Here is a 26,240-nt window from a genome sequence, read left to right as displayed (position 1 = left end):
TGAATGGCGCGGCCCCTGTAACTTCGGCTTAGGAAACGAGGCCGAATTTATAAAGTTGCGGCAGGTCTGCGATATGTTTCTCGACACCGACCATATTGTCCCGGTGGTGGCGCATCGCGGTCCGCCAGTAAGGCTGGATGACAACGCCTTCTTCGATCATGATCGCCTGCAGCTTGGCCATGACTTCGCGGCGCTGATCCACATCCGAGATCGAGTTCGCCTGGGCCAGAAGCGTATCGAATTCCTCATTCGCGAAGCCGGATTCGTTCCACGCCACGCCTGACTTGTAGGCCAGCGCCAGAATCTGCGTGCCTAGCGGACGGTGGTTCCAGTTGGTCGAGGAATAGGGGTACTTGGTCCAGTCGTTCCAGAAAGTCGAGCCCGGCAGAACCGTGTGCTTGGCCTTGATGCCCGCGTCGTTCAGCTGAGCAACAACCGCGGCGGTGGTGTTCCGGCGCCAGTCATCGTCGATCGACTGTACTTCGTGTTCGAAGTCGCCCATACCCGCTTCGTCCATCAGCGCCTTGGCTGCAGCCGGATCGTAGGGAATACGGGTGATCGACGAGTCATACTCGGGGTGCATCGGGCCAACATGGCTGTTTTCGGCCGCGATACCATAGCCGGACATGCCAAGCTCAAGACAGACCGCGTTGTCGACCGCCATGGCAAGCGCCTGACGCACGCGTTTGTCGCCGTAGATCTTGTTGCCATCGGCGTCTTCGGCCAGCTGGTTCGGACGAATGACGATGGTAAAGCCCGACGGGATTTCCGAGCGGACGAGGCCGATGCCGTCAAAGATATCGACGAATTCGCCAACCGATTCCCAGTTCATGTCGATCTCTTCGGCCTCGTACGCGGCCAGGAAAGCTGCGGGGTCGGTGCCGTAGTCGATGAACTCGATCCGGTCGATATAGCCGCCTTTGCCGGCCTCATAGCCCCACCAGTCGAAACCTTCGTTGCGAACCAGTACGCCCTTAACGCCGACTTCGTGGCTTTCTGGGATCATGAAGCCCGTGCCGATCGGATTGTCCAGCATAGTGTCGGGATCATGGCTGCTGTGGACGATGGCACCCGGATAGTCGGCCATGCCGGGGATGATCGTGATGTCCGGCGCATTGCACTTCAGCTTCACGGTATGGCTATCGACAACGGTGATGGCACCATCCGCAGCTTTCTGGGTGCTTTCGTCAACCAGCGACGCCATGCGCGACGCCATCGAGTTGCCTTCAACCGACGAATCGCACCAACCGGTGATGTTGCGCGCCACGTCCTCAGCGGTGAAATCGTCGCCATTGTTCCACTTCACGCCTTTGCGGACGTTCAGCGTGTATTCGGTGGCGTCGTCATTGGCTTCCCAGCTTTCCAGCAGCATCGGCTTGAACGAACCGTCGTTGTTGTATTCGACAAGGTACTCCAGCCAACCTGCGGTGAAGGTCGCGATCTGGGTCCAGTCAAAGGTGCGCGGGTCTTTCAGGGCGCGCACTTCCATCTGATAGCGGATGGTGCCGCCACGCTGCGGTTCCGCCGCTGCGGCAGGCGTTTGCAGACCGATCATGCCATAGGCCGCCGGCACGGCCACACCCAGCGCGGTTACACGCGCCAGAAACTCGCGTCGGTTCAGATTGCCTTCGCGATACTCCTTCGCGTGCATTTCTGCAGCCCAATGAACCGGTGAGCCGGTCAAAGTCTGATTTTTCATTATTGTGTTTCTCCCTGTGAGGTCTTTGTTTTTGTCGTGAAGTTATTGATCTACCCGGCGTGGTGAGCGCCAAAGGGTAGGTCGATGGGTTTTCTTTTTTGGATTCTCAACATCCCCATGGCCATATTCGGCACCAGAATTCCCTATAGGTCAATGTTGGAAATCGACATTCACGGTCTAAAAGCGACATCCGGACGATGCGCTCGCCTTTGCTGGCAGAGCAACAGGGGCGCTGTCGGGGGGATTGAAACGGTGCCGACCGGGGAACAATCTGTCGTTTGCCGGGAAAACTGTCAGCCTAGCCCGCGGTCGCGCTTAGTTAACCCGCCGCCGAATCAACAGTGGGAAGTATCATTTTGAGAAATCGATGTGATTCCAGTTCTTCATCCGGGCGCGAAACCAGGTGCGCTGGCGCTTCGCGAATTGACGGGTTGAGATCGTGGCCCGCTCGCGCGCCTGTTCCAGCGTCATTTCCCGGTCCAGATAGGCCATGAGTTCCGGCACGCCTATCGCCTTGCAGGCAGGCAGAGACCGGTCATACCGGTCCCGCATCGCCGCCACCTCGTCCAGCGCGCCCATGTCGAGCATCAAATCAAAACGGCGCGTTATGCGGTTCAAAAGCCAGTCTTTTTCAACGTCAAAGACAATGGGAATCGTGTTTTCCAACCGCAGAACCGGCGGTGGCGTATCGGCCTGCCAGGATGCAAGGCTGCGGCCGGTGGCCTGCTGAACCTCCCAAGCGCGTTGGACGCGGGCGCGGTTGTCTGTGTCGATCCGGCCAAGCGTTTCCGCGTCCACGCCCGCGATCAATGCCTTGGTCGTCATCTGATCGGCGGTCGCGCGGGTTTCCTGCGGCGTAGCGGGGATTTCGGCCATGCCTTCGGTCAGGGCGGTGAAATACAGCCCCGTGCCGCCAACGATGATCGGTCGCTGATCCGCGCCCAACAGGGGGATCACTTCGCGCAGCCAATGACCGGTGGAATAGTCCTGATCATAGGCGACATGCCCATAGAGCCTGTGCGGCGCGCGTGCTTCTTCCTCGGGCGACGGGCGTGCAGAGATGATCCGCCAGCAGTCGTAAACCTGGCTGGCGTCGGCATTGACGATGACGCCTCCGAACCTGTCGGCAATCTCCAGCGCCAGCGCGGATTTCCCCGAGGCCGTCGGACCGGCGATCAGCACCGGCTTGTCCTGCGGGATCGGCGGAAGCCTGTCCCAAATATCCGCAGCCGGGCTATTGGTCATTCCGGGTTGCCTTATTCCTCAGTATCCGCATTGAACCTGCGGTGTTTTTGCTTCATTTTGCGCCGCAAATAAACCCGTGCCAGCCCGGAGCGCAACATGACCCTTTCCCAGCCCGTCGAAACCGCCGAACCCCCGAAAACCAAGTACAATCGTGTCATGTTGAAAATCTCGGGCGAGGCGTTGATGGGCGATCAGGGATTCGGCCTGCACCCACCGACCGTTCAGCGCATCGCGCAAGAGGTGAAGTCGGTTCACGATCTGGGCGTTGAGATTTGCATGGTCATTGGCGGCGGTAACATCTTTCGCGGCCTCAGCGGCTCGGCCCAGGGGATGGAGCGGACGACGGCGGACTATATGGGAATGCTGGCAACGGTCATGAATGCGCTTGGAATGCAGTCCGCGCTTGAGGAAATCGGAGTGTTCACCCGTGTCATCTCGGCCATCCGCATGGATGAAGTGTGCGAACCCTATATTCGCCGCCGCGCGGTGCGCCACCTCGAAAAGAAACGGGTTTGCATCTTTGCAGCCGGGACCGGCAACCCGTATTTCACCACCGATACCGCCGCGACCCTGCGCGCGAACGAAATGGCCTGTCAGGCGATCTTCATGGGTAAGAATGGTGTGGACGGCGTGTATGACAAAGACCCCAAGGTTCACGCCGACGCCGTGCGCTATGACACTGTTTCTTATGACGATGTTCTGGCCAAACGGTTGCGCGTCATGGATGCCTCGGCCATTGCGCTGGCGCGCGACAACAACCTTCCGCTGATTGTGTTCGGGCTGGATGAGCCGGGCGGGTTCCGGGGCATTCTGGCGGGCGAGGGCACATACACCAAAGTTCAGGGCTGAAGTCTTGTCGTATTCCTAACTCGGCCAGACCAGAAGACCCGCTGCAACGTCCGACATATCCGGCGCTGCCAGCAGGCATCTCTACAAGACGAATGAGGAGTGAGTGGCCATGAGCACTCTGGATATCGATTTCGTTCGGGCGCAATTCCCGGCCTTTTCCGAACCCGCTCTGCAGGGGCAGGCGTTTTTTGAAAACGCGGGTGGCTCGTATACCTGCAAGCCGGTAATAGACCGGCTGACCCGGTTCTACGTTCAGCGTAAAGTTCAACCCGATCACCCGTTTGAGGTCAGCCGTCTGGCGGGCGAAGAGATGGACGAGGCCCGCACCCGATTGGCCGCAATTCTGGGCGTCGATACGGATGAGCTGAGCTTTGGCCCGTCGACCACGCAAAACACCTATGTTCTGGCGCAGGCGTTCCGGCAGTGGCTGAGCCCCGGCGAGGCGATTGTGGTGACCAATCAGGATCACGAGGCCAATTCCGGACCTTGGCGGCGTTTGGCGGATGATGGCGTCGAGGTGCGGGAATGGCAGATCGACCCCGAGACCGGCTCTCTGAACCCGCAGGACCTTGAGGAATTGCTGGACGAAAAGGTGCGTCTGGTCTGTTTCCCGCATTGCTCGAACGTCGTGGGTGAGATCAATCCGGTGACCGAGATCACGGCAATCGCCCACGCGGCGGGCGCATTTGTCTGCGTCGATGGCGTGTCTTATGCGCCGCACGGGTTCCCGAACGTGGGCGATCTGGGGCCGGATATCTATCTGTTCTCGGCCTACAAAACTTATGGCCCGCATCAGGGCCTGATGGTCATCCGGCGCACAGTCGGAGAGTTGCTGCCAAACCAGGCGCATTACTTTAACGGCGATGTACTTTACAAAAGGTTCACCCCGGCAGGTCCGGACCACGCCCAGATCGCGGCAAGCGCCGGAATGGCGGATTACATCGAGGCTTTGAGCGCGCATCACGGCGGGCCAGAAAGCGGCGCAGCGGCGCAGGGGGCCTTTGTTCACGACTTGATGCGAATGCATGAGGTCGAGTTGCTGCAACCCGTGCTGGATGCTTTGAAGGACAGAAACGCTGTGCGTTTGATCGGTACATCAGATGCCACCCGGCGGGCTCCGACCGTTGCCGTTGCGCTTAGTTGTCCGGCAGAACCTGTCGCCGCCGAACTGGCAAAGCACAACATCATGGCCGGTGGCGGGGACTTCTACGCCGTGCGTCCGTTGCAGGCGATGGGGGTCGATCCGGCGCAGGGCGTGTTGCGGGTCAGCTTCACGCATTACACGGCAAAGCACGAGATTGATCAGCTTTTGGAAGCCCTTGATCGCGTTTTATGATCCGGGCCTTGACCTGCCTCGTAAACAGGAAAAAGGCGGGCAGTCATGGATACGCAACCTCCGGTCATACTGTGGTTTCGGCGCGATCTGCGTGTCTCGGATCACCCTGCATTGCAGGCGGCCGTGGAAACGGGCCGTCCGATCCTTCCGGTTTACATTCTGGACGAACTTGCTGAGCGGTTGGGCGCGGCCCCGAAATGGCGTCTGGGGCAGGGGCTGGGGGTCTTTTCTGCCGCGCTGAAACAACTGGGAAGCCGCCTGATCCTGCGCCGGGGCGAGGCCTTGCGCGAACTGCAGCGTTTGGTGGCCGAGACGGGGGCGAAGGATGTCTACTGGACCCGCGCCTATGACCCGGACGCGATTGCGCGGGATACCAAGGTCAAATCTTCCCTGCCTGCCTCTGGAGTGAATGCGAAGTCATTCGCAGGGCACCTTTTGTTCGAACCGTGGACGGTTGCCACCAAAACCGGCCAACCCTTTCGCGTATTCACGCCGATGTGGCGGGCGGTGCAGGACCGGGACGTTCCGGCCCCAAATGCGCCCCCATCCCGGCTGAACGCGCCTGATGCATGGCTTGCGTCCGACAGGCTTGACGATTGGGCCATGGGGGCCGGAATGCAGCGCGGTGCGCAGGTTGTGCGCCCCTATGTTCAACCGGGTGAACACGCGGCTCATGAGCATCTGAACGCGTTCCTGACTAATGTCGGCCAGTATTCCGATAATCGGGACCGGCTGGACCTTGATGGCACGTCCAACTTGTCGGAATACCTGTCATTGGGGGAAATCGGGCCGCGCAGCGTCTGGCACTTCGTCCAGCGCGCCGCAATGATGGGCACGCCGGGGACCGGGGCGTTCCTGCGCCAACTTGTGTGGCGTGAGTTTGCGTATCACCTGATGTATCACACGCCGCATCTGCTGACCGGGAACTGGAAGCCGGACTGGGACGCGTTTCCATGGAATGAGGATGCCGGACACCAGCATGTCACAGCTTGGCGGCGGGCCCGAACCGGCATTCCCGTTGTCGACGCAGGTCTGCGCGAAATGTACGTCACGGGCCGGATGCACAACCGCGCCCGCATGATTGTGGCAAGTTATCTGACCAAGCACCTGATGACTCATTGGAAAATCGGAATGCAGTGGTTCGAGGACTGCCTGATCGACTGGGACCCGGCGGCCAATGCGATGGGTTGGCAATGGGTGGCCGGGTCCGGCCCGGATGCCTCACCCTTTTTTCGGATCTTCAACCCGCAGACTCAGCAAGAACGTTTCGACCCAAACGGGTCCTATCTGCGGCGCTGGATCGCTGAAGGGCGAGCCGATCCGACCGAAACGGCGCTTTCCTATTTCGATGCGGTGCCGGTCTCATGGGGATTGCGGCGCGGTGCCGACTACCCACCGCCCGTTGTTGATCTGGCTGAGGGGCGTCGCCGCGCGCTTGCGGCGTATGAAGGCCGAAAAAGCCGGTAAGGAATTGAAAACTTGCCACAAACGGAATCCCGCCCTAGCTTTTATCACAGACCGCAGAGGGGAGAGCGGATGATCCTGACAACCACCGAGGGGCAGAAAAACCTGCCCAGATATTTCGCGCAGGTGTTCAGAATGCTGGGCAAGATGGAGTCCGGGCGGCTGGACATCACTCTGCCCGATGGCCGCACCTTCCGCAGCGAAGGTGAAAAGCCGGGGCCCGTCGCGCAGGTCGATATCCATGACGGCGACGTGTTCGCGCGCTTGATCCGCGAGGGCGAACTGGGGTTTTCTGACGCGTATCTGGACGGCCATTGGAGCACGCCCGACCTGCGCTCTTTCATGGATCTCGTGCATCTGGGCACGGAAACGGTTTATGACGGTTTCACCGGGCGGTTTCTTGTGCAGGCTTATGAGCGGCTGCGGTTCTGGCTGCATCGAAACAATCGTACGCAGGCGAAAAAGAATATCTCGTACCACTACGATCTGGGAAATGACTTCTACGGTCTGTGGCTAGACGACACGATGACCTATTCCAGCGCCTTGTTCGAAACCGGGCAGGAGAGCCTTGAGAAGGCGCAGACCGCCAAGTATGCCAGCCTTGTGGATGAGATGGGGGCCAAACCCGGCGATCACATCCTTGAAATCGGCTGCGGCTGGGGCGGTTTCGCGGAATATGCCGCCAAAGAGCGTGGCTTGCGGGTCACGGGTCTGACCATCAGCAAGGAACAGTTGAAGTTCGCCAAAAAACGAATTGAAAACGCAGGACTTTCCGATCTTGTTCAGTTCAAGCTGCAGGATTACCGTGATGAGCGCGGCGAATATGACGGCATCGCCTCGATCGAGATGTTCGAGGCGGTTGGCCAGAAATACTGGCCGGTCTATTTCGAAACGGTGCGAGAGCGGCTGAAGCCGGGCGCGCAGGCCACGCTGCAGATCATCACCGTCGGCGATCACCGGTGGGACTTTTACAAAAACGGCGTTGATTTCATTCAGAAATATATCTTTCCGGGTGGCATGTTGCCGTCACCCACAATCCTGAAACAAGAGATCAATCAGGCCGGTCTCAACGTCGTGCGATCCAAGGAGTTCGGCCAGAGTTACGACCTGACGCTGCGCCGTTGGTACGACACGTTCAATGACAAATGGGATCAGATTTCGGAATTGGGGTTTGATGAGCGTTTTCGCCGCATGTGGAATTATTATTTGACCGCATGCGGCGCAGCCTTTGACACCGGTAATTGCGATGTGACACAGATCACAATAGCAAAGCCAAGTTAACGAACGGACCCCGGAATGCCCAATGCCCCGCGATTAGTTGCCGCTGTATGTCTTGTGGTGGTGGCCTTTATCGTGTCCGGCATGATCATGGACAACGGGGACGAGGGCAAAGACTATGGCTATTTCGTGTACGTCAACATCGCGTTGGGCTGGATCTGCGGCTGGGCCATCATGGGCAAGCGCGCGGGCAGGGGTTGGACAGCGGGCGTAAACAATGGCCTGACGGGTGTGGCCTCGCTGGTGTTCTGGGCCCTGTTCGTGCAGGGCTGCAACGAGATGTTCCGCCTAGCGATGCGCCATCGCTATGACGGCCCGTTCGAGGCTGTGAAAGCCATTTTCGTCATCGGCATCGAATTCGGCCAGCAATTGCTGGTTCCGGAAATTCTGATCACGCTGGCCGTCGGGGCTTTGATCGCCGGTCTGGCAACCGAAGAAGCGGGCCGCCGCTGGCGGTAAACTGCATCCCCAACATGAGAGTATCATTCCGTGTCAGATTTGTTCTTCTACGGCACGCTGCGGCACGTACCGCTTCTTGAACGTGTCCTCGGGCGCGAGGCGTCCTCGCTGCAGACATTTTCAGCGCGCCTTCCGGATCATTGCGTGCGCGCGGTGCAGGGGCAAGATTTCCCGATGATCCGCAAGGAACCGGGCGGCACGGCGCAGGGGCTTTTTGTTCGCGGCCTGACTAAGGGCGATATCGAGCGGCTGGCCTATTACGAAGGCGGGTTCGATTATGATCTGCAACCGCTGCAGGTGAATCTGGACGATGGAACACGCGCCGAAGCACAGGTCTTTTTTCCGGCCCCGGGCACATGGACGGCAGGCGATGTGTGGTCGCTGCAAGATTGGGTGGATGCCCGGGGCGAGTTGACCGTTCTGGCCGCCGAAGAAGAGATGGCCTATTTCGGGCGTATCGATCCGCAGGACATGGTGCGCAATGTGCGGGCCATTCAGACCCGTGCCTGGGCCAAGCTGATGGCGCGGCAACGCAAAACCGGTGATCCCAGAGATCCCGCCAAGGACGTGATCGTGCATCGCCACAAACGCGCCTATGTCGATTATTTCGGGATGGAGGAAATCGATCTTCAGCACCGCCAGCATGATGGCACCATGGGCCCGGTTCTGAAACGCGCCAGCCTGATGCAGGGCAGCGCCGTGGCTGTGCTGCCCTACGACCCAGTGCGCGATCTGGTTCTGCTGGTCGAACAGTTCAGACCTCCGGTCTATTTGATCGACGATCCGGAACCCTGGTTGTGGGAAGCCGTCGCGGGGATGATCGACCCCGGCGAGACGCCCGAACAGGCCGCGCATCGCGAGATGATGGAAGAGGCCGGCGTCAAGGTTGACGCGCTGGAATATGCCGGCGGGGCTTATTCCTCAAGCGGGTCGTCCACGGGCTACTTGTATTTCTATGTCGGGTTGGGCGATCTGACCAAAACGGCAGAAGCCGGTGGGGTGGAGGCCGAGGGCGAGGACATTCGCAGCCGGATCCTGCCTTACGATGAATTTATCGACATGGTTGATCGGCATGTTTTCAAGGACTTACAACTGCTGAACCTGTCGCATTGGCTGGCGCGCCACCGCGACCGGCTGCGGTCCTGACTATCGCGCTTGTGGTTGTTGGATCGCGGCTGTAAATCTCCTTTGATACCAAATGACATGAGGGTGCCATGCGCATTTCACGAGACCTTGCCGACGCAGTAGGAAAAACACCGTTGATCCGGCTGCGCCGCATCAGTGAAGAGACCGGGTGCGAAATCCTCGGCAAGGCCGAGTTCATGAACCCCGGCCAGTCCGTGAAAGACCGCGCGGCGCTTTACATCATTCGGGATGCGGTCGCGCGGGGCGAGCTGAAACCGGGCGGCACGATTGTCGAAGGTACGGCGGGCAACACGGGCATTGGCTTGGCGCTGGTCGGGGCCTCGATGGGGTTCAAGACCGTGATCGTGATCCCCGAAACCCAGTCGGAAGAGAAAAAAGACATGCTGCGCCTTGCCGGGGCGCAACTGGTGCAGGTTCCGGCCGCGCCGTATCGCAACCCGAACAACTTTGTGCACTATTCCCGCCGTCTGGCCGAGGAACTGGCGCAAACCGAACCCAATGGCGCGATCTGGGCCAATCAGTTCGACAATGTGGCCAACCGGCAGGCGCATGTGGAAACCACCGGGCCGGAAATCTGGGAACAGACTGGTGGCAAGGTCGACGGTTTTGTGTCTGCCGTGGGGTCGGGCGGTACGTTGGCCGGTGTGGCGGATGCGTTGCAGCCCAAGGGCGTCAAGATCGCTCTGGTCGATCCGATGGGGGCGGGGCTGTATTCCTATTACACCACCGGAGAGATCGCGATGGAGGGTGGCTCGATCGCCGAGGGGATCGGGCAGGTGCGCATCACCAAGAACCTTGAAGGGTTCAAGCCGGACTATGCCTATCAGATGACCGATAACGAGGCGCTGCCCTACATCTTTGATCTGCTGCGCGACGAGGGCCTTGTCATGGGCGGCTCGACCGCGATCAACATGGCGGGCGCGGTGCGTCTGGCCAAGGATCTGGGGCCGGGCCATACCATCGTGACCATCCTGTGCGACTATGGCACGCGCTACCAGTCCAAGCTGTTCAACCCTGAATTCCTGCGCGAAAAGGAACTGCCGGTTCCCGACTGGATGACCGAAGCCCCGCGCAGCATTCCCGGCGTCTTCGAGGACGTATGATGCTGCGGCGGGTCCGCTGGTTTTTTGCGCTTGTCCTGACATGCCTGATTGTTCTGGGCGGCCCCGTTGCGGCCCAACTAAACGACGATCAAAGCGAATATTATCAGGGCTGGATCAAGACGGCGGATCTTGCCGAATCCATGATCGAGGCCGACCGCGCCCCGAATGCGACGCTCGAGAATCTGCGGGCGAAAATCCACAGCTACCGGGATGAGTTTAACAGCGCGCGGGGGGCCAATACCGAACGCATTCAGACGCTTGAGGCGCAGCTGGACGCGCTTGGGCCCAAGCCCGAAGGGGATGTGGCCGAACCCGAAGACATCGCAAATTTGCGCGCCCATCTGGAAGAACAGCTGAACGCGCTTCAGGTGCCGAAAATCATCTCGGAAGAGGCGTTCAGCCGCGCCAATGGTCTGATCACCGAGATCGATCATTTGCTGCGGAATCGCCAAAAGAAAGAACTGCTGGAACGTGGCCCATCCCCGATCAATCCGGTCTATTGGGGACCGGCCTGGCAGGATATCGTCGAGGCCGCGCGCAGCCTGTTCAACGAGGCCCGCAACAACTTTCAGACCGATGTGGTTCACGAAAAGCTGCGCAATCAGGGTCTGGGAATCTTCCTGCTGGTCTTATTCGCCGGTGTCCTGCTGTTCTACGGAAAAACGTGGTCCGAACTGGCCGCGAGTTACATGCGCCGGTTGGGCGGGCAGGGCAGTGGGGTCTGGACCTTTCTGACCTCGCTGCTGCGCATTATCCTGCCCTGGCTGGGCGTCTGGCTGATTGTCGAAGCCATTGTCCTGACCGGCGTGCCGGGTTTTCGCGGCACGCTGTTGATTGAAAAAGTGCCGTATTGGGCGGCGATCATTCTTTACTACGACTGGATTGGCCGTCAGGTCTTTGTGCTGCAACAGGCGCAGGGGTTCAAACGGCTGAGCGCCAATCGCGTGGCCGAGATACGGGTCTACCTCGACCTGCTGGCGATCTTGCTGATCCTGCACGAAATGGTGGATCTGTTCGATCAGATCGAAAACATCTCGGACGCGACCCGGGCGGTGGTTGGTTTCCCTGTCACCGTCGCCACGGCGCTGGTGCTGCTGCGCGTCCGAAAGGTCCGTAGTTCCGAGACCGCGGCCACTTCCGACGAGCCAACCGCCACCACGCGTGGTGCGGGGTTGGGCCAACTGATCGAATTTTTGCGCCGCGCCCTGTTCCTGCTGGGAATTGTCAGTCCGATTCTGGCCGTCGTGGGGTACACGAATGCCGCCGAAGCCATCGTCTATCCGGCAGTCAGGTCTCTGGTCCTGATCGCAGCGCTGGTGATCGTGCAGCGGTTCCTGACCGCGGTCTACGGTTGGATCACCGGGCAGGGTGAGACGGCGAAAGAGTCGCTGTTCGCCGTGCTCATCGGCTTTGCGATGGCGATTTTGGCTCTGCCTGTTCTGGCGATCTATTGGGGCGCGCGCGAAACCGACCTGTCCGAGGCCTGGTCGCGGCTGTTGCTGGGTTTCGATATCGGTGGCGTCACCATCTCGCCCAGCAACTTCTTCACCTTCGTGGTGATATTTACCATCGGCTACGGGCTGACGCGGTTGCTGCAAAGCGGGTTACGCAATTCCCTGTTGCCGAAAACCACAATCGATCCGGGTGGGCAGAACGCAATCGTGGCAGGCACCGGCTATGTCGGGGTCTTTCTGGCCGCGCTATCGGCAATCGTGGTCGCCGGGTTCGATCTGTCGTCGCTGGCCATCGTTGCCGGTGCCTTGTCGGTCGGGATCGGCTTTGGTCTGCAGACCATCGTGTCGAATTTCGTCTCGGGCATCATCCTGCTTGTGGAGCGTCCGATCTCGAAAGGGGACTGGATCGATGTGAACGGGATGATGGGCTATGTGCGCGACATCTCGGTCCGCTCGACACGGATCGAAACCTTCGACAGAACCGATGTCATCGTCCCGAACTCGGACCTTATCAGCGGGGTCGTCACGAATTACACACGCGGCAATACCGTCGGTCGCGTGATCGTGCCGGTTGGCGTCGCCTATGGGACAGATACGCGGCGGGTCGAGAAAATTCTGGGAGAGATTGCCAACAACCATCCCATGGTTCTTGCCAATCCTGCGCCAAGCGTCGTGTTTCAGGGCTTTGGAGCGGATTCTCTGGATTTTGAGATCAGGGCGATCCTGCGGGACGTGAACTGGGTCCTGTCGGTCAAGTCCGACATGAACCACGAAATCAACAGGCGCTTCGTTGAAGAAGGCATTGAAATTCCCTTTGCCCAGCGTGACGTGTGGCTGCGTAGCCCGGAAGCTCTGGGTGCCCCGGCTTCGCCCGCAAAACCGGCTGCCAAGGTTGAAAGCGATCAACCAAAGACACCATCATCGTCCCCGGTCGACATGACCGAAGCCGACCTGTCCGACGGGGATGGGGATGAGATTTAGGGGTGTTTTCGATCCGACCGGCAAAGGTTGAAATTCGCCCCATTCACCCCTTGCAAATCCTTGGGCGATAGTCCAATTATCGCCGGCACGGAGAGGTGGCCGAGTGGTCGAAGGCGCACGCCTGGAAAGTGTGTAGGCGGGAAACCGTCTCCAGGGTTCGAATCCCTGTCTCTCCGCCACTTACTTTCGTTCAGCCAGAAAGCCTGCCGTGGCTGCGGATGGCGCGAAATCGGTGCTCTGATGACAGGCACGCTCGCGTGGTCTGGCACCGACCGATAAAGTCCAAGTATTTCTGAAAAATCGAAACTTCATTCCATGAATTTCGCATATGCAAGCTTTGCCTTAAGTGGCGCTTGATGGCGGCGGGTCGTGCATGTTTCACTTTAGATGTTTAGTCGGCAAAACAAGGCACAAGACAAAAGCACAAGGAAAGTGTCAGCCGACTAAGAACCAAAGCGCGCCGCCGGGCGGTTGGACCTGTCTGGTGCGCTTAAGATGTTCAACATGGAGAAATCGAATGAACAAACTATCGATGCTTTTGGGTGGCGCCTCGATGGCGGTCGCCATGCCGGCTGTTGCGGCTGACATCGTAATCGGGGTTCCGAACTGGGCTTCGGTCAATGCAACGGCGCATATCCTTGAGCTTGTGATCGAAGAAAACCTGGGCCTGGACGTAGAGCTTCAGAACGGCACCAACCCGATCGTTTTCGAGGCGATGGACAGCGGATCGATGCATGTCCACCCCGAGGTCTGGATGCCGAACCAGCAGAACCTGCACGACACTTACGTCAAGGATAACGGCACCGTTGTGATGAACGACAAACCGGTTCAGGCCGAGCAGGGTATGTGCGTTCCGACCTATATCGCCGAGAAGCATGACATCAAATCCATCGACGACCTGAGCGACCCGGACAAGATCGCGATCTTCGACACCGACGGGAACGGCACGCCCGAGGTCTGGATCGGCGCGCCTGGATGGGCCTCGACCGTTGTCGAAAAGATTCGCGCGAAGTCATACGGTTATGATCAGCTTTTCGATATGACCGAGTATGAAGAAACCATTGCGTATGCAAATCTGGCGAACGCGACCAAGGCGGAAGAGCCATGGATCGGGTTCTGCTATAGCCCGCACTATATCTTCGTGACGCAGGATCTGACCGTTCTGGAAGAGCCGGCTCATGATCCCGCCACCTGGACCATCGTGCAGCCAACCGATGATCCGGACTGGCTGGCGAAGTCCGAAGCCTCGACCGCATGGAACGGGGCCACGTTGCATCTGCACTATGCCAAGGAACTGGAAGAGGCTTACCCCGAAGTGGCAGCTCTGTTCCGCAACTATCAGATGCAGGGCGACGACCTGAGCGCGATGGGCAAGGCGTTGGCGGTGGACAATGTCGAGGCGGCTGATTTCGCCCGGCAGTGGGTGTCTGAAAACGAAGACACCGTTATCGGCTGGCTGACCAACTGACCCAGCATTCGGGGCCGTGGCGAACCCTCGCTGCGGCCCTTTTCCTATCTGTCTGGCAAAACAACGCCTTATGGGGGGCTAATGGACGAATCCGTCGTAAAACTTGAACATGTCTGGAAAATTTTTGGCAACCGCGCGCCCGAAGCGATGGAGGCTGTCCTGAAGGAAGGGCTGACCAAGCCCGAAGTCCTTGAACAATTCGGCTGCGTGGTGGGCGTGCAGGATGCCAGCTTTGAGGTCTCGCGCGGCGAGATTTTTTGTATCATGGGCCTGTCTGGTTCGGGCAAATCGACACTGGTGCGCCATGTGAACCGCCTGATCGAGCCGACGGCGGGCAAGATCGAAATCCTCGGGCATGACGTCTCGAAAATATCCGAAACCGAGTTGCGGCGCATTCGCGCCCAGCAGATCGGTATGGTGTTTCAGCATATGGCGCTGATGCCGCACCGTTCGGTGCGCGACAACGTGGCTTACCCGCTGGAAATCCGCAGGGTTTCGAAATCCAAACGGTGGGCTGTTTCGGACCACGCACTTGGGCTGGTGAACCTGACCGGGTATGAGGACCGGCTGCCCAAGGAACTGTCCGGCGGGATGCAGCAACGTGTGGGTATCGCCCGCGCGCTGGCCTCGGACCCCGAGGTTCTGCTGATGGACGAGCCATTCTCGGCCCTTGACCCGTTGATCCGGCTGCAGCTTCAGGACCAGTTCAAGGCGTTGGTGGCGCAGCTGAAGAAAACGACCCTGTTCATCACTCACGATCTGGATGAGGCCATTCGCATCGGCCACCGGATCGCGATCATGAAGGACGGTGTCATCGTTCAGATCGGCACGCCCGAGGATATCGTGATGAACCCCGCCGACGATTATGTGCGCGAGTTTGTGCAGGGCATCTCGAAGCTGAAACTCGTCAAGGCGCATTCGATCATGGAACCCGTCGCCAGCTATTCCGGCCCGCTGGAGGGCGCGCCGCGCGCTGATGAGGCGGCGGATCTGGACCAGCTAATTGATTTGGCCGTGAACACCGACATGCCGGTCGTCATCACCGATGCCGGGGCCGATGTTGGCGTCGTGACCAAACCGCGCCTGCTGCGCGGAATTCAGGGAGGCAAGCAAGAATGACTGACATGACCGCAGAAATACAGGTCACTGCTGCCTCGGATATCGAGGTCGACCGCGACGCGCTTGACAGGTCGATCCACGAATTCGCTGGTCCAAACGGGGACTACTACGTCAAAACCTTCCACAAGATCCATGACGCCACCAGCGCCGTGCCGAACACGTTCAATATGTGGGCGGCGGTTCTGGGGCCGTTCTGGTCGGCGTCGCGCGCTGTCTGGGGGATGTTCTGGACATTTCTGATCCTTGAAATCATCGCCTGGGTCCAGATCGGGCGCGGCTTGTGGGGCAACCCCGGCGCTGAATTCGCCGACCGGGCGGCCACTCAGCAGTCGCGGGCGCAAGAGTTTCTGGACCGCGCCGCAGCGGCGACAGAGCAATCCGATATCGACCGCTTTACGCGGATGGCCGAGAATATCCAAAAGGCGGCAGATACCAGTCTGGAAAGGGCATTGGCCGCGCAGTCCGAAGCATCCGGAATTCTGATCACCGGCCTGCTGATGCTGGTGGTGTTCAAACTGGTGCAGGGCTTTTATGCCGACCGGGTGTATGAAAAACAGTACTCGAAATGGCGGGTCAATCCGGCGCGCGTCGAAAGCGGCCGGTCCACCCGAAACATTGTGCTGGGCGCTGTTCTGATCGCGGCGATTGGGCCGTTGATCGTGTACAAGTTCACCGTAAACGCCTCGCTTCCATTGCTGGACGCATTCCCGGAGCAAGAGGTGTCGGCGCTTTTCCTGGGTGACGGCGGTGGGACATTGTACTCGTCTCTGGCATCGTGGATGGAGGCGCGGATTGACGCCGCTGCATTGGCGGGTGGCGATATCTTTGACGGGATCGTCGCGGGTGTCCGCTCGGTTCTGGATGCGCTGACGATTGCCTTGATCGGCTCACCCTGGCCGGTTGTCATGCTGGTGATTTGTGTCACGGCGTGGCGCGCGGCGGGTCCTCGGGTCGCGATCTTTACCGCGTCGTCCTTGGCCTATATCGCGCTGCTTGGCTATTGGGATGTGGCGATGGAAACGGTCGCACTGGTGGGTGCGGCGGTGCTGCTGTGCGTCGTCTTCGGCATTCCGCTGGGCATCTGGTTCGGCAAATCCCAGCGCGCCTATCGCGCAGCGGAACCGGTGCTGGACCTGATGCAGACGCTGCCGGCCTTTGTGTACCTGATCCCGATCATCGCCTTTTTCGGCACCGGCAACCCGCCGGGTATTCTGGCAACGATCATCTTCGGCATGCCGCCGGTGATCCGCCTGACGGCTTTGGGGATGAAAGGCGTGCCCGACAGTATCAAAGAGGCCGCCGTGGCCTTTGGAGCCTCGAAATGGCAATTGCTGAAGGATGTCGAGATTCCGCTGGCCTTGCCGTCGATCATGACCGGGGTGAACCAGACGATCCTGATGTGCCTGTCGATGGTGGTGATCATCTCGCTCATCGGCGGCGGCGGGCTGGGCAAGGAAATCCTTGAGGCGCTGCAATACGCCGCCAAGGGTCCGGGCCTGTTGGGCGGCTTTGCGATCCTGTTCTGCGCGATGGTCATCGACCGTATCGTTCAGGGCGCCTTCCGGCGAGAAGACGAGAAAATTTGATGGCATACGCACCTCCGGCCCTGCCGGGGGTGTTTTTTTGTTCAAGGGGTATGGCATGACGGATCGTTACGAGCAGTCGATGATGGAAAACCTGTATTGGTGGGGTGTCCCCACCCTGTTCCGCTGTCCGAATACAGGGCCGCAGGGGCAGGATATTGCGCTGGTCGGTGTTCCGCACTCGACCGGTAACGGGACGACCGAGCGGGATCAGCATCTGGGACCAAGGGCCTTGCGTCATGTCTCGGCGGTGCAGCGCCGGGTGCATTCGGTGTTTGGAACCGACCCGTGGAACAGCGCAAAGATTGCCGATGTGGGGGACGTGCCGTTTCCACGCGCCAATGACAACGAAGACTGTATCGAGCGCATCACCGCGTTCTACAAGGACATTGACGAGGCAGGCGCGCGCCCGGTGTCAGTTGGCGGCGATCACTCGATTACTGGGGGGATTGTGCAGGCTTTGGGCGGCGGAAAACTGGCGGGCGGTGAACCGATCAGCTTTCTGCATCTGGATGCGCATACGGATGTGTTCACCAAGGTCGATCACTTCCTCGGGGCCAAGAAATCTGCCGCCCATTGGGGGGCTTATCTTGCGGATCAGGGGCAGGTCGATCCGACCCGGTCCATGCAGATCGGGCTAAGGGGACATCCGCGCAGTCTGGACTGGCTACAGCCGTCTTACGACTATGGCTACAACATCGTAACGATGCGCGAGTTTCGCCAGCGCGGGCTTGAGGATGTGATCGACCAGACGCGGGATGTTCTGGGGGATCGTCCGGTCTATATCACGTTTGATCTGGATTGCCTTGATCCCACAGTCGCGCCTGCGGTTTCCAATCTGGAACCCGGCGAAAAGGGGTTCGACATTGACGAGGCCGTCGGCATCCTGCGCGCGGCGCGTGGTCTGAACATCGTGGGCGGAGACGTCGTCTGCATGATGCCCACAAAGGACAGCCCGAACAACATCACCGCGTTGACAGCGGCTGCTGTCATGTACGAGATGATCTCGATGATCGCCGAAAACGTCGCGGCTAAGTAGCCCGGCGCGCATCGACGGCCTCGGCCAGCACGCAAAGCAGTTCGAACATCAGTGAGATTCCCAGCCAGGCGGTTCCTCCACTGGGATCGAACGGCGGAGCCACCTCGACCAGATCGGCCCCGACAAGGTTCAGCCCGGACATTTTGCGAATGACCTGCTGCGCCTGGAAACTGTTGGGACCACCGACTTCAGGCGTGCCGGTCCCCGGTGCAAATGCCGGATCAACAAAATCGATATCGTAGGTGCAGTAGGTGGGGGCGGTGCCGACAATCTGGCGAACCTCGGCCATGACATCGTCGATGCCCCGGTCGAACAGTTCCTCGATACGAATGATGCGGATGCCCTGAACCTCGCCCCATTCGATATCTTCGGTGTTATAGGCGGTGCCCCGGATGCCGACCTGAACGAAGCGCTTGGGATCGACCAGCCCTTCTTCGACCGCGCGTCGAAAGGGGGTGCCGTGGGTGAATTTGTGGCCTCCGAAATAGCTGTCGAACAGATCGGTGTGGCTGTCGAACTGGATCAGGCCTAACGGGCCATCGGCTGCAAGCGCGCGCAGGACCGGCAGGGTTGGCAGGTGGTCGCCTCCGGCGGTCAGCGGTACGATTTTGCGTTGCACAAGATCGGCATAGAACGCGGTTATGCGTTGCAGAGTGTCACCGATATCAACCGGATTGGGCGCGACATCCCCAAGGTCCGCGCAATTGGTCAACGAAAACGGCGCTATGCCCGTAACCGGGTTCATCGCCCGGATCATCGTCGAAAAATCGCGCAACTGCCGAGGGCCATGCCGCGCGCCCGGTCGGTTGGTCGTACCGCCATCCCAGGGCAGGCCGACCAGGCCAATTTCGACCTCGCCAAACCGGGCGTGATCCTTAGACAACTGGGGCAGGCGCATGAAGGTCGGAACACCGGCAAACCGGGCCAGTTCCATCGCCGAAACCGGTTGAAAGAAATCGTCTGCCATCTGTTCTTCTCCGTCATATTCAGCGCCGAGCCTATCCTGTACCGGCATGCGTGCAAGCAGAAGATTGGCGATTCCGTCAGGCCAAAATCCGAAATCGCTTGCGGATTTCTGCGTCCTGCTCGGGCGTCAGGTATTCGGGGTGGTGCGTTCCCAAAATCTCTTGCGCGCGGTCGCGGGCGGTGGTCCAGGCGTCTTTGGCACCATCCTGTTCCCACGTTCGGGGTTCATTGCGATCAGCGAGCGTGGGGTAGAAGTAATCCCGCTCCATCGCGGCGTAGGTATGGGAACTGCCAAGGAAATGACCGTCGCCCAGTACGGATTGGCAAATGGCGTCGAAGCCAAGGTTTTCTTCGGTTACTTCAATACCGCGAAGGGCGCGATAGGTGTGCGAATGCATCTCATTGTCCAGAACGAAAGCTTCGAAACTCGCGCCCAGCAATGAGGCCGTCATACCCGAACTCTCATAGATCAGATTACCCCCCGCCAAGGCAGCGGCCAGTGAGGTCATGCCCTTTTCAGCCCCGTATTGCGCATCGATTGCCTTGGCATCCGTCATCGACGCCGCAACGCCCGAGGGTAGTCCCAGCCAGTTGATGATCTGCGCCGAAGCGGCATTCAGGATCGCGGTCTCGCCGCTGCCGCCCGCGAACGCTCCGGTTCTGAGGTCGACGATGAAGGGCCAGTTTGAGAAGACCATCGGAAAGCCCGGTTGGATCGTATTTACCATCACGAGGCTGGCCAATGTTTCCGCCAATGACTGCGCAAGGAACCCGGCCAGAGTCGCAGGGGCCGTCGCCCCGGCCTGAGCCGCTGTAATGCAGGACATCGGGATATTGTGCCGGACGCATTCGTAGACGACATCCACCGCATCCTCGCCATAGCGCAGGGGTGAGATCACCGGGCTGATATGGGCTTTCAGAAAGGGACGCTTGGAAAACGCGCCCGGACCGCCCGCGACAATGTCCAGCATTTCGACAATCGGGGCGACGTGTTCGGCAAGCGTGAATGAGGTCGCGATGGGTTTTGTCGTGTTTTTCACCAAAGCGTAAACCGTGTTCAGATCCAGATCGAAAACGTCCGGCACATCGGTCGCAACGCAGCACCGGGTGAACCAGCTGACGTTATCCAACACATCCTGAAGGCGCGTGAAATCATGCAGATCGGTCAACGTGGCAGGACGGTAGAGGCCCGTGCCCATGTCCAGCGTCTGCACCGCAGCGCCGCCGGTTCCGAAAAACACGCGATCTCCGCCAACTTCGATCGAACGGTTTTCATCCCGTCCGTGAAACACAAAGCTCTTGGCCGCCGAAGCGACGGCGTTTTCAACCATGTCGCGCGGAAACAGCAGCCTGTCCTGTTCGCCCGTCTGTGCTCCGCCCGCCAGCAGGTCGCGGCGCAGCCGATCCGGGACATTTCCCATCCCGAGCGTTTCAAGCAGCCGCAATGCGGTGTCGTGGATCAGGGCGATCTCGGCCTCGGCCAACGGGCGAAACGACCCTCCGCGCTGGCCCGGAGGGCAGGGGTCGAATTCAGGCTTGGCCGCACGTTGCGCGATACGGGCGCGGCGGCCGCTTCTTCTGCTGCCTTCTGATGACATCTTCGGGCTCTCCGGTATGGGTTTTGGGTATGTTAAATATCAACGAACGCAACCGGCAAAAGCGAAGGTGGGGTTTTCGAATTCTAATACCTGAGATTCGATTTTCCCAAACCCACAAAACCCGCATTGCTGGGATGGTGCCTTTTTCCCCAAGAATTGCACAGGGATAAAGGAGCCAGGCTGATGAAATCGCGCACCAAGGTCGTTGTCATCGGTGGAGGGATTGCCGGATGTTCGACTCTGTACCATCTGACGCAGGAGGGTTGGTCGGACGTTGTTCTGGTGGAACGGAATGAACTGACATCCGGGACCACGTGGCATTCGGCTGCGCAGGTCACGAATTTCGGCATGAACCAGACAATGGTCGGGCTGAAAACGCATTCGATCCGGCTGTACAAGGAACTGGCTGACGACCCGGATTATCCTATCAACTACCACCACGGCGACGGCGGCATTCGCCTTGCCAACACCGAGGCGCAGATGCAGGGCTATCGCCATTTTGCCTCGATGGCGCGGGGCATGGATGTGCATTTTGAAGTGATAGATGCCGAAGAATGCGCCCGTCGGCACCCGTTGATTTCCACCGACAACCTGATCGGCGGCTTGTGGGATCCGTTGGATGGTGACATCGATCCGGCCCAACTGTGTCAGGCGCTGGCGCGACGGGCGCGCAAAGCCGGGGCCGAGGTGTATCGCAACACGCCCGTTACAGGCCTGGTGCAGCACGACGATGACACATGGACCGTACAGACCGAACATGGGGATATCGACTGCGACATCGTCGTTAACGCCTGCGGTTACCGCGTGAACGAGGTCGGCGCGATGATGGGCGTGCACCATCCGGTCGCGTCGATGGAACATCAGTATTTCCTGACCGAGGAAATACCGGCCATTCGCGAGGCTGGCCATCGCATGCCGCTGCTCAGATGCCCGATCAGCGACTATTACTGCCGTCAGGAAAAGAACGGGCTGCTGGTCGGGTTCTATGAACAGGACTGCAAGACCTGGGGCATGGACGGGATCGACCCGAATTTTGTCAATGCCCTATGCCCCGACGATCTGGATCGCGTGACCGATGTGCTGGAAGGCGCCTTTGCGCGGATGCCCGCGCTGATGGAGGTTGGCATTCACACTGTCGTCAATGGCCCGATCACCTACACCATCGATGGTGCGCCTTTGGTGGGGCCGATTGCGGGCAAGCGAAACGCGTTCTGTATCATCGGCCTGCGTGCGGGCCTGGGCGAGGGCGGGGGCCACGGATGGCTGCTGGCCCAACAAATCGTGCATGGCGAGGCCTGTTACGACACGTGGTGCCTTGATCCGCGCCGCTTTACCGGGCACGCGAACGTGGAATTGACGGCGCTGAAGGCTATCGAAGACTACCAGAACGAATTCCGGTTTCACTTCCCGCATGAACACCGCCCGGCTGGCCGCCCGGCAAAAACAACACCCCTGACCCCGATTCTGGCCGCCGAGGGTGCAGAGTTCACCGTGGTCAACGGGTGGGAGCGGGTCGACTACATCAAGCCCGATCCGGATTTCACGCCGTCCCTGAGTTTCGATTTTGACGAAGCTTTTGATGTTGTAGCGGCTGAGGTCCGAAATGTGCAAACCAATGTCGGGCTGGCCGAGGTCAACGGGTTCAACCGCATCGAAATCACCGGCGCGGATCGTCACAGATTCCTTGATCGCATGTTCTGCGGGACCGTGTCCAAACGCGAGGGGCGGGTCGGTCTGGGCTACTTGCTGAACCATCAGGGCATGGTCAAGGCCGAGGCGACGATTGCCAACTTGCCAGCCAGCGACCGGGGCCCTGAACGCATTTGGTACGGATCGGCGGCGGCCAGTGAATATCATGATATGGACTGGCTGGCGCAGCACGTGCGGCCTGACGAAGATGTGCAACTGCGCAGCCTGACAAACGACCAGACGATCCTTGTTCTTGCAGGCCCCAACGCACGAAAGGTTCTGACGGCCTGCGCCCGTGGCGACTGGTCGGCTGAGGCGTTTCCCTGGCTCAGCGTCCGAGAATGCTTCGTGGGGATCGCTCTGGCCACTGTCATGAGTGTCAGTTTTTCGGGCGAGTTGGCCTATGAAATCCATGTCCCAAATGCCTCGCTTTATGCGGCTTACCTTGCGATTCGGCAGGCGGGCGCCTCTGTGGATCTGCAACTTTTCGGTGCCCGGGCGGTCGAGTCCATGAGAATGGAAAAGGGTTTCCTGCATTGGAAAGCGGACCTGATCACCGAGTTTGATCCCTTTGAGACGGGATTGGACAGGTTTGTGAGGCTGGACAAGGGCGACTTCATCGGGCGGCAAGCCCTGCTGGACAGGCAACACGCCGGGCCACGGAAACGGTTGGTGACGCTGCAGGTCGACAATCAAACCGCCCCGGCGCATCCCGGCGCGTCGGTCATCATCGGCGACAAGGTGGTTGGAACGGTCACGTCCGGCGACTGGGGTCACAGGACCGGGCTGAATCTGGCCTATGCCTTTGTCGATCCAGAACTGGCCCGGCAAGGTACGGAAATGAAGATCGATATGTGCGGAATGCTCCCCAGCGCCAGCGTGATTGCGCCATCACCCTATGACCCGCAAATGAGCAGGGTGCGCAGCTAGGACTTGCCGAAACCCGAATTCTCTGTTTCGATTTTTTCGAAAGAATGGAAGCAGAGGAAACAGAGCACGTGTCGAAATCTCTGAGCCTTCGGTGGCTGGAAGTGTTTCAGTTGATCGCCAAATCGGGGTCCATTCAAAAAGTCGCGGCGGAAACCGGTCTGTCCATCAGCACCGTGTCGAACCACCTGCGCAGCCTTGAAACCGCGTTGGGCGTGGAACTGGTGGATCACGGCCGCAGACCCATGGGGCTGACCCCGGCAGGCGAGGTATTCTCGCGCTATGTGCGCGAAGGTCTGACCGTTTTGAAACGGGGTGAGGCGGAAATACGATCCGGAAACTGGAAGCATGCAACGGCGCTGCGGCTTGCGTTGATCGATGACTTCGACAATCAGGTCGCGCCCGAACTGTTCCGGTTTCTGGCGCATGCTCTGCCGCGCTGCAATTTCCGTCATTTCACACGCCCCAGCCACGAGATCATTGCCAAGCTGCAGGAACATAAACTGGACGCCGGGGTGGCGACACGCCCTGCGGAAAAGACGGACGGTCTGGTTGAATACCCGTTGCTGCGCGATCCCTTCATCGTCATTCTGCCCGAGGCCTACAGCGGCACGGTCGAAGACGTGCTGAAATCGGACGCTGATCTGCCTTTCCTGCGGTATTCCCGCGACTACACGATCGGAAAGCAGATCGAAGTTCAACTTACCCGCAGCAAGTTCAGCCTGCCAAACAGGTTTGAACTGGAATGCAATCAATCGATTGTCGGGCTGGTCGCCGAAGGCAGCGGTTGGGCCATCACCACGGTCGCCAGCTTTGGGCGCGCGCAGCGCTTTCACGACAGTATCAAGGCGCTACCCTTTCCGGGGCGCAATTTCGTGCGCACGGTTTCGCTGTTTACAACCGATGTCTATCCGGCCTCGACATCGCGGCTTATTCACAATGCGCTGAGCAGGCTGGTCAAGCAGAACTATTGCGACCCGATCAATTCGAGATATCGCTGGCTTGAGAAAGATTTTCGCGTGCTGGAAGGCGGTCTGTAATTTTTGCAAACGCGTCGCCGTTTTGATTGCATCGGCTGTTGATCGCCAATGCCTTCATCTTGTCGCGAGGTTCCCTCTGGCCGCATTGTAACATTTTTATGGCAGCAGTATATTGAAGGCTGGCAAGAAACCCTGCGTTCCCACAGCAAGGACTGAATTTAGAAAAATGATTGACTTAGATGGCCTTACGCCTTTGCGTGAAAGTCAAAACTACAAGATTTTCCAGCACCCGGAACTTGAAGGGGCGCTGTTGAAAGTACGCTGCGATGAGCCCAAGCGCGATCACTTCATCCGTCGGTATTCCGAGCGGCGGTATGGCAATTTGCGCCAGTGGCAGCGCGAAGCGAACGAGTATCTGGCCGCGCTTCACCGGGGATGCCCCGAAATCGACCGGCTGGCCCGGTTCATGGGGTACGAGCCGACCTCACTCGGACCGGCCCTCGTCGTCGAAAAGATGACCGGCCCGGACGGCAATCTGGCACCCTCGGTCCATGCCGAAATGCAGGCCACTAAGGATCCGGCGCAAAGAAAGCGTCTGCGCGAAGAAGTGATCGAGCTTCTGGATGATCTCGAGCGTGGCCGGATAGTGGTGGGCGACATGGGCTTTGAAAACATCGTGCGCGCGCAGGAACGAAACGGTCGGCTGGTGGTCATCGACGGATTGGGTGAGCGGGTTTTGCTGCCTCTGACGCTGATCAGCGATTGGGCTTTTCGCCTGTCCATTGCTCGGCGGCGCGCCCGGTTGGCGGGCTGACAATCAGGCGGCGGCACGGGGTTGATTTCAGCGGGCTGCTGCGCCTATCTGGCCGGGCTTTAGAAAGGACTGAAAGTGGGCCAGCATGATCTGAAACCGGGTAACGGGGTCTTTTACATCAATCTGGACCGTATTCCGGAAAGAAAAGACTTTATGGAGGCCGAGTTCGCCAAAATCGGCCTGTCCGGCGCCACCCGGTTCAGTGCCATTGATGGCCGCAAGCCCGGTGCACTTGATCAGAACAGATACGTGCCCGGAACCGGCAGCCGCTGGGGCCTTGTCACCAGCGAGGTCGCTTGTTTCGAAAGCCATCGGGCCGTCTGGCAGCTTGCCCTGGACAACGACCTGCAGGCCGCCGCGATCTTCGAAGACGATGCCGAGATGTCGGCCCATGCCGCAGAGGTCATTCAGGCCCTGCTGCAGGATGGGTCCGGCTACGATTATGTCAAACTCGACTACGCGCCGAAATCGCGCAGATTTGGCCCTGTGCAGGACATCGGTGGTGTCGCGGTGCGACAGGTGTTGGAGATGGTTCCAAGCGCCGGGGCTTACATCCTTTCCAAAGAAGGTTGCCGCAAGCTGTTGGGCTGGTCCCGGCAATATTCGGATCACATAGATGATTTTGTCACCATCCCGCGTCCCGACTGGCGCATGTATCAGGTGTTTCCGGCCGTATGCGTGCAAATGGTTCTGTCCAAGCAACAGGATGGCGTGGTCGATCAGGTCAAAAGCGGCGAGCGTGAGACAGACGTTGCGACCAACACCGGGCTCGACAAAGGCCCGCTCTGGTTCCGTGCACGGCGAGAGTTGCAATCGGCGCAGCAAAAACTGCGTTGGCGAATGGGCGGTCAGGCGCGGTTATTGGAGCAGGGCGGGTATGTCGGCTACGTCCCCTGCGCCGATGATTTGCGGGTATAGGGGCGGTTTTCGACGGCAGAACCCGGTTTTTCCGGTGGTTTGAGCCATTTTTTCGTCCGTGGCTTATTAGCGTTAACAAAAATATCAAGTTGATATAGTGTTGTGGTGTTATTCAAAGGTAATAC

Annotated in this window: 20 protein-coding genes and 1 tRNA gene; 17 read left to right on the top strand and 4 right to left on the bottom strand. The window is 59.3% G+C overall.

The window, feature by feature from the left end; genetic code table 11:
• Positions 1-28: 28 nt before the first annotated feature.
• Together ACR0K1_RS06455 and miaA are read right to left on the bottom strand one after the other, a co-directional pair.
• Positions 29-1,699, bottom strand: a complete 1,671-nt coding sequence (locus tag ACR0K1_RS06455) for an ABC transporter substrate-binding protein (RefSeq protein ID WP_480610383.1) — start codon at positions 1,697-1,699, stop codon at positions 29-31.
• Between the two features lie 351 nt (positions 1,700-2,050).
• Positions 2,051-2,944 carry a tRNA (adenosine(37)-N6)-dimethylallyltransferase MiaA gene (miaA, locus tag ACR0K1_RS06450; protein ID WP_480610385.1) on the bottom strand — a complete coding sequence of 298 codons (894 nt, stop codon included), beginning with the start codon at positions 2,942-2,944 and terminating at the stop codon, positions 2,051-2,053.
• 96 nt (positions 2,945-3,040) lie between these two features.
• Here miaA and pyrH point away from each other — a divergent pair, with 96 nt between their 5' ends.
• The 13 genes from pyrH (at position 3,041) to ACR0K1_RS06385 (ending at position 18,223) form a co-directional block, all read left to right on the top strand.
• Positions 3,041-3,793 (top strand): UMP kinase, encoded by a 753-nt coding sequence (gene pyrH / locus ACR0K1_RS06445; RefSeq protein WP_480610387.1) that lies wholly within the window; start codon positions 3,041-3,043, stop codon positions 3,791-3,793.
• 109 nt (positions 3,794-3,902) lie between these two features.
• Positions 3,903-5,129: an aminotransferase class V-fold PLP-dependent enzyme gene (locus ACR0K1_RS06440; protein ID WP_480849318.1), complete on the top strand. Its 1,227-nt coding sequence runs from the start codon at positions 3,903-3,905 to the stop codon at positions 5,127-5,129.
• A 45-nt stretch (positions 5,130-5,174) separates the two neighbouring features.
• Positions 5,175-6,596, top strand: coding sequence for a cryptochrome/photolyase family protein (locus ACR0K1_RS06435; protein WP_480610391.1), 1,422 nt, complete (start codon positions 5,175-5,177; stop codon positions 6,594-6,596).
• Positions 6,597-6,665: 69 nt separating this feature from the next.
• Complete coding sequence (locus ACR0K1_RS06430) at positions 6,666-7,874, top strand: class I SAM-dependent methyltransferase (RefSeq protein ID WP_480610393.1); 1,209 nt, start codon at positions 6,666-6,668, stop codon at positions 7,872-7,874.
• 15 nt (positions 7,875-7,889) lie between these two features.
• Entirely contained in the window at positions 7,890-8,330 is a 441-nt protein-coding gene (locus ACR0K1_RS06425) for a TrgA family protein (RefSeq protein ID WP_480610395.1), read from the top strand.
• A gap of 30 nt (positions 8,331-8,360) precedes the next feature.
• Entirely contained in the window at positions 8,361-9,476 is a 1,116-nt protein-coding gene (locus ACR0K1_RS06420; RefSeq protein WP_480610397.1) for an NUDIX domain-containing protein, read from the top strand.
• A 68-nt stretch (positions 9,477-9,544) separates the two neighbouring features.
• Positions 9,545-10,579 (top strand): cysteine synthase A, encoded by a 1,035-nt coding sequence (locus ACR0K1_RS06415; protein WP_480610399.1) that lies wholly within the window; start codon positions 9,545-9,547, stop codon positions 10,577-10,579.
• On the top strand, positions 10,579-13,014 hold the full coding sequence (locus ACR0K1_RS06410) for a DUF3772 domain-containing protein (protein ID WP_480849314.1): 2,436 nt from the start codon (positions 10,579-10,581) through the stop codon (positions 13,012-13,014). The genes ACR0K1_RS06415 and ACR0K1_RS06410 overlap by 1 nt, the downstream gene beginning before the upstream one ends.
• A gap of 89 nt (positions 13,015-13,103) precedes the next feature.
• Positions 13,104-13,193 (top strand) — tRNA-Ser (locus ACR0K1_RS06405).
• Positions 13,194-13,531: 338 nt separating this feature from the next.
• Positions 13,532-14,482 (top strand): ABC transporter substrate-binding protein, encoded by a 951-nt coding sequence (locus ACR0K1_RS06400; RefSeq protein ID WP_480610403.1) that lies wholly within the window; start codon positions 13,532-13,534, stop codon positions 14,480-14,482.
• Positions 14,483-14,563: 81 nt separating this feature from the next.
• A complete protein-coding gene (locus tag ACR0K1_RS06395) occupies positions 14,564-15,601 on the top strand; it encodes a quaternary amine ABC transporter ATP-binding protein (protein WP_480610405.1) in 1,038 nt (345 codons plus the stop codon).
• Positions 15,598-17,187 carry an ABC transporter permease gene (locus ACR0K1_RS06390; RefSeq protein WP_480849311.1) on the top strand — a complete coding sequence of 530 codons (1,590 nt, stop codon included), beginning with the start codon at positions 15,598-15,600 and terminating at the stop codon, positions 17,185-17,187. The genes ACR0K1_RS06395 and ACR0K1_RS06390 overlap by 4 nt, the downstream gene beginning before the upstream one ends.
• Positions 17,188-17,242: 55 nt before the next feature.
• Positions 17,243-18,223 (top strand): arginase family protein, encoded by a 981-nt coding sequence (locus ACR0K1_RS06385; protein ID WP_480610409.1) that lies wholly within the window; start codon positions 17,243-17,245, stop codon positions 18,221-18,223.
• On the opposite strand, the gene ACR0K1_RS06380 is transcribed toward ACR0K1_RS06385, so the two are convergent.
• Entirely contained in the window at positions 18,216-19,190 is a 975-nt protein-coding gene (locus ACR0K1_RS06380; RefSeq protein WP_480611136.1) for an agmatinase, read from the bottom strand. The two genes, ACR0K1_RS06385 and ACR0K1_RS06380, sit on opposite strands and share 8 nt — an antisense overlap.
• Positions 19,191-19,266: 76 nt before the next feature.
• Positions 19,267-20,787 (bottom strand): trimethylamine methyltransferase family protein, encoded by a 1,521-nt coding sequence (locus ACR0K1_RS06375; RefSeq protein ID WP_480849309.1) that lies wholly within the window; start codon positions 20,785-20,787, stop codon positions 19,267-19,269.
• A 183-nt stretch (positions 20,788-20,970) separates the two neighbouring features.
• On the opposite strand from ACR0K1_RS06375, the gene ACR0K1_RS06370 reads away from it, so the two are divergent.
• From ACR0K1_RS06370 to ACR0K1_RS06355, 4 genes are all read left to right on the top strand, one after another.
• Positions 20,971-23,406, top strand: coding sequence for a GcvT family protein (locus ACR0K1_RS06370; protein WP_480849307.1), 2,436 nt, complete (start codon positions 20,971-20,973; stop codon positions 23,404-23,406).
• Between the two features lie 68 nt (positions 23,407-23,474).
• Positions 23,475-24,443 (top strand): LysR family transcriptional regulator, encoded by a 969-nt coding sequence (locus ACR0K1_RS06365; protein WP_480610414.1) that lies wholly within the window; start codon positions 23,475-23,477, stop codon positions 24,441-24,443.
• Positions 24,444-24,609: 166 nt separating this feature from the next.
• Positions 24,610-25,197 (top strand): YrbL family protein, encoded by a 588-nt coding sequence (locus ACR0K1_RS06360; protein WP_480610416.1) that lies wholly within the window; start codon positions 24,610-24,612, stop codon positions 25,195-25,197.
• A 75-nt stretch (positions 25,198-25,272) separates the two neighbouring features.
• Entirely contained in the window at positions 25,273-26,115 is an 843-nt protein-coding gene (locus tag ACR0K1_RS06355) for a glycosyltransferase family 25 protein (RefSeq protein WP_480610418.1), read from the top strand.
• Positions 26,116-26,240: the final 125 nt, after the last annotated feature.

The organism is Ruegeria sp. F5, assembly GCF_056533845.1.
Note: the sequence above shows the minus strand (reverse complement) of the source record. Positions and strands in the feature narration are given on the sequence as shown.

What these genes read in the sequence shown, in the direction of transcription:
- ACR0K1_RS06455 (WP_480610383.1), bottom strand. Translation starts at nt 1,699, where the DNA reads ATGAAAAATCAGACTTTGACCGGCTCACCGGTTCATTGGGCTGCAGAA.
- miaA (WP_480610385.1), bottom strand. Translation starts at nt 2,944, where the DNA reads ATGACCAATAGCCCGGCTGCGGATATTTGGGACAGGCTTCCGCCGATC.
- pyrH (WP_480610387.1), top strand. Translation starts at nt 3,041, where the DNA reads ATGACCCTTTCCCAGCCCGTCGAAACCGCCGAACCCCCGAAAACCAAG.
- ACR0K1_RS06440 (WP_480849318.1), top strand. Translation starts at nt 3,903, where the DNA reads ATGAGCACTCTGGATATCGATTTCGTTCGGGCGCAATTCCCGGCCTTT.
- ACR0K1_RS06435 (WP_480610391.1), top strand. Translation starts at nt 5,175, where the DNA reads ATGGATACGCAACCTCCGGTCATACTGTGGTTTCGGCGCGATCTGCGT.
- ACR0K1_RS06430 (WP_480610393.1), top strand. Translation starts at nt 6,666, where the DNA reads ATGATCCTGACAACCACCGAGGGGCAGAAAAACCTGCCCAGATATTTC.
- ACR0K1_RS06425 (WP_480610395.1), top strand. Translation starts at nt 7,890, where the DNA reads ATGCCCAATGCCCCGCGATTAGTTGCCGCTGTATGTCTTGTGGTGGTG.
- ACR0K1_RS06415 (WP_480610399.1), top strand. Translation starts at nt 9,545, where the DNA reads ATGCGCATTTCACGAGACCTTGCCGACGCAGTAGGAAAAACACCGTTG.
- ACR0K1_RS06410 (WP_480849314.1), top strand. Translation starts at nt 10,579, where the DNA reads ATGCTGCGGCGGGTCCGCTGGTTTTTTGCGCTTGTCCTGACATGCCTG.
- ACR0K1_RS06400 (WP_480610403.1), top strand. Translation starts at nt 13,532, where the DNA reads ATGAACAAACTATCGATGCTTTTGGGTGGCGCCTCGATGGCGGTCGCC.
- ACR0K1_RS06395 (WP_480610405.1), top strand. Translation starts at nt 14,564, where the DNA reads ATGGACGAATCCGTCGTAAAACTTGAACATGTCTGGAAAATTTTTGGC.
- ACR0K1_RS06390 (WP_480849311.1), top strand. Translation starts at nt 15,598, where the DNA reads ATGACTGACATGACCGCAGAAATACAGGTCACTGCTGCCTCGGATATC.
- ACR0K1_RS06385 (WP_480610409.1), top strand. Translation starts at nt 17,243, where the DNA reads ATGACGGATCGTTACGAGCAGTCGATGATGGAAAACCTGTATTGGTGG.
- ACR0K1_RS06380 (WP_480611136.1), bottom strand. Translation starts at nt 19,190, where the DNA reads ATGGCAGACGATTTCTTTCAACCGGTTTCGGCGATGGAACTGGCCCGG.
- ACR0K1_RS06375 (WP_480849309.1), bottom strand. Translation starts at nt 20,787, where the DNA reads ATGTCATCAGAAGGCAGCAGAAGAAGCGGCCGCCGCGCCCGTATCGCG.
- ACR0K1_RS06370 (WP_480849307.1), top strand. Translation starts at nt 20,971, where the DNA reads ATGAAATCGCGCACCAAGGTCGTTGTCATCGGTGGAGGGATTGCCGGA.
- ACR0K1_RS06360 (WP_480610416.1), top strand. Translation starts at nt 24,610, where the DNA reads ATGATTGACTTAGATGGCCTTACGCCTTTGCGTGAAAGTCAAAACTAC.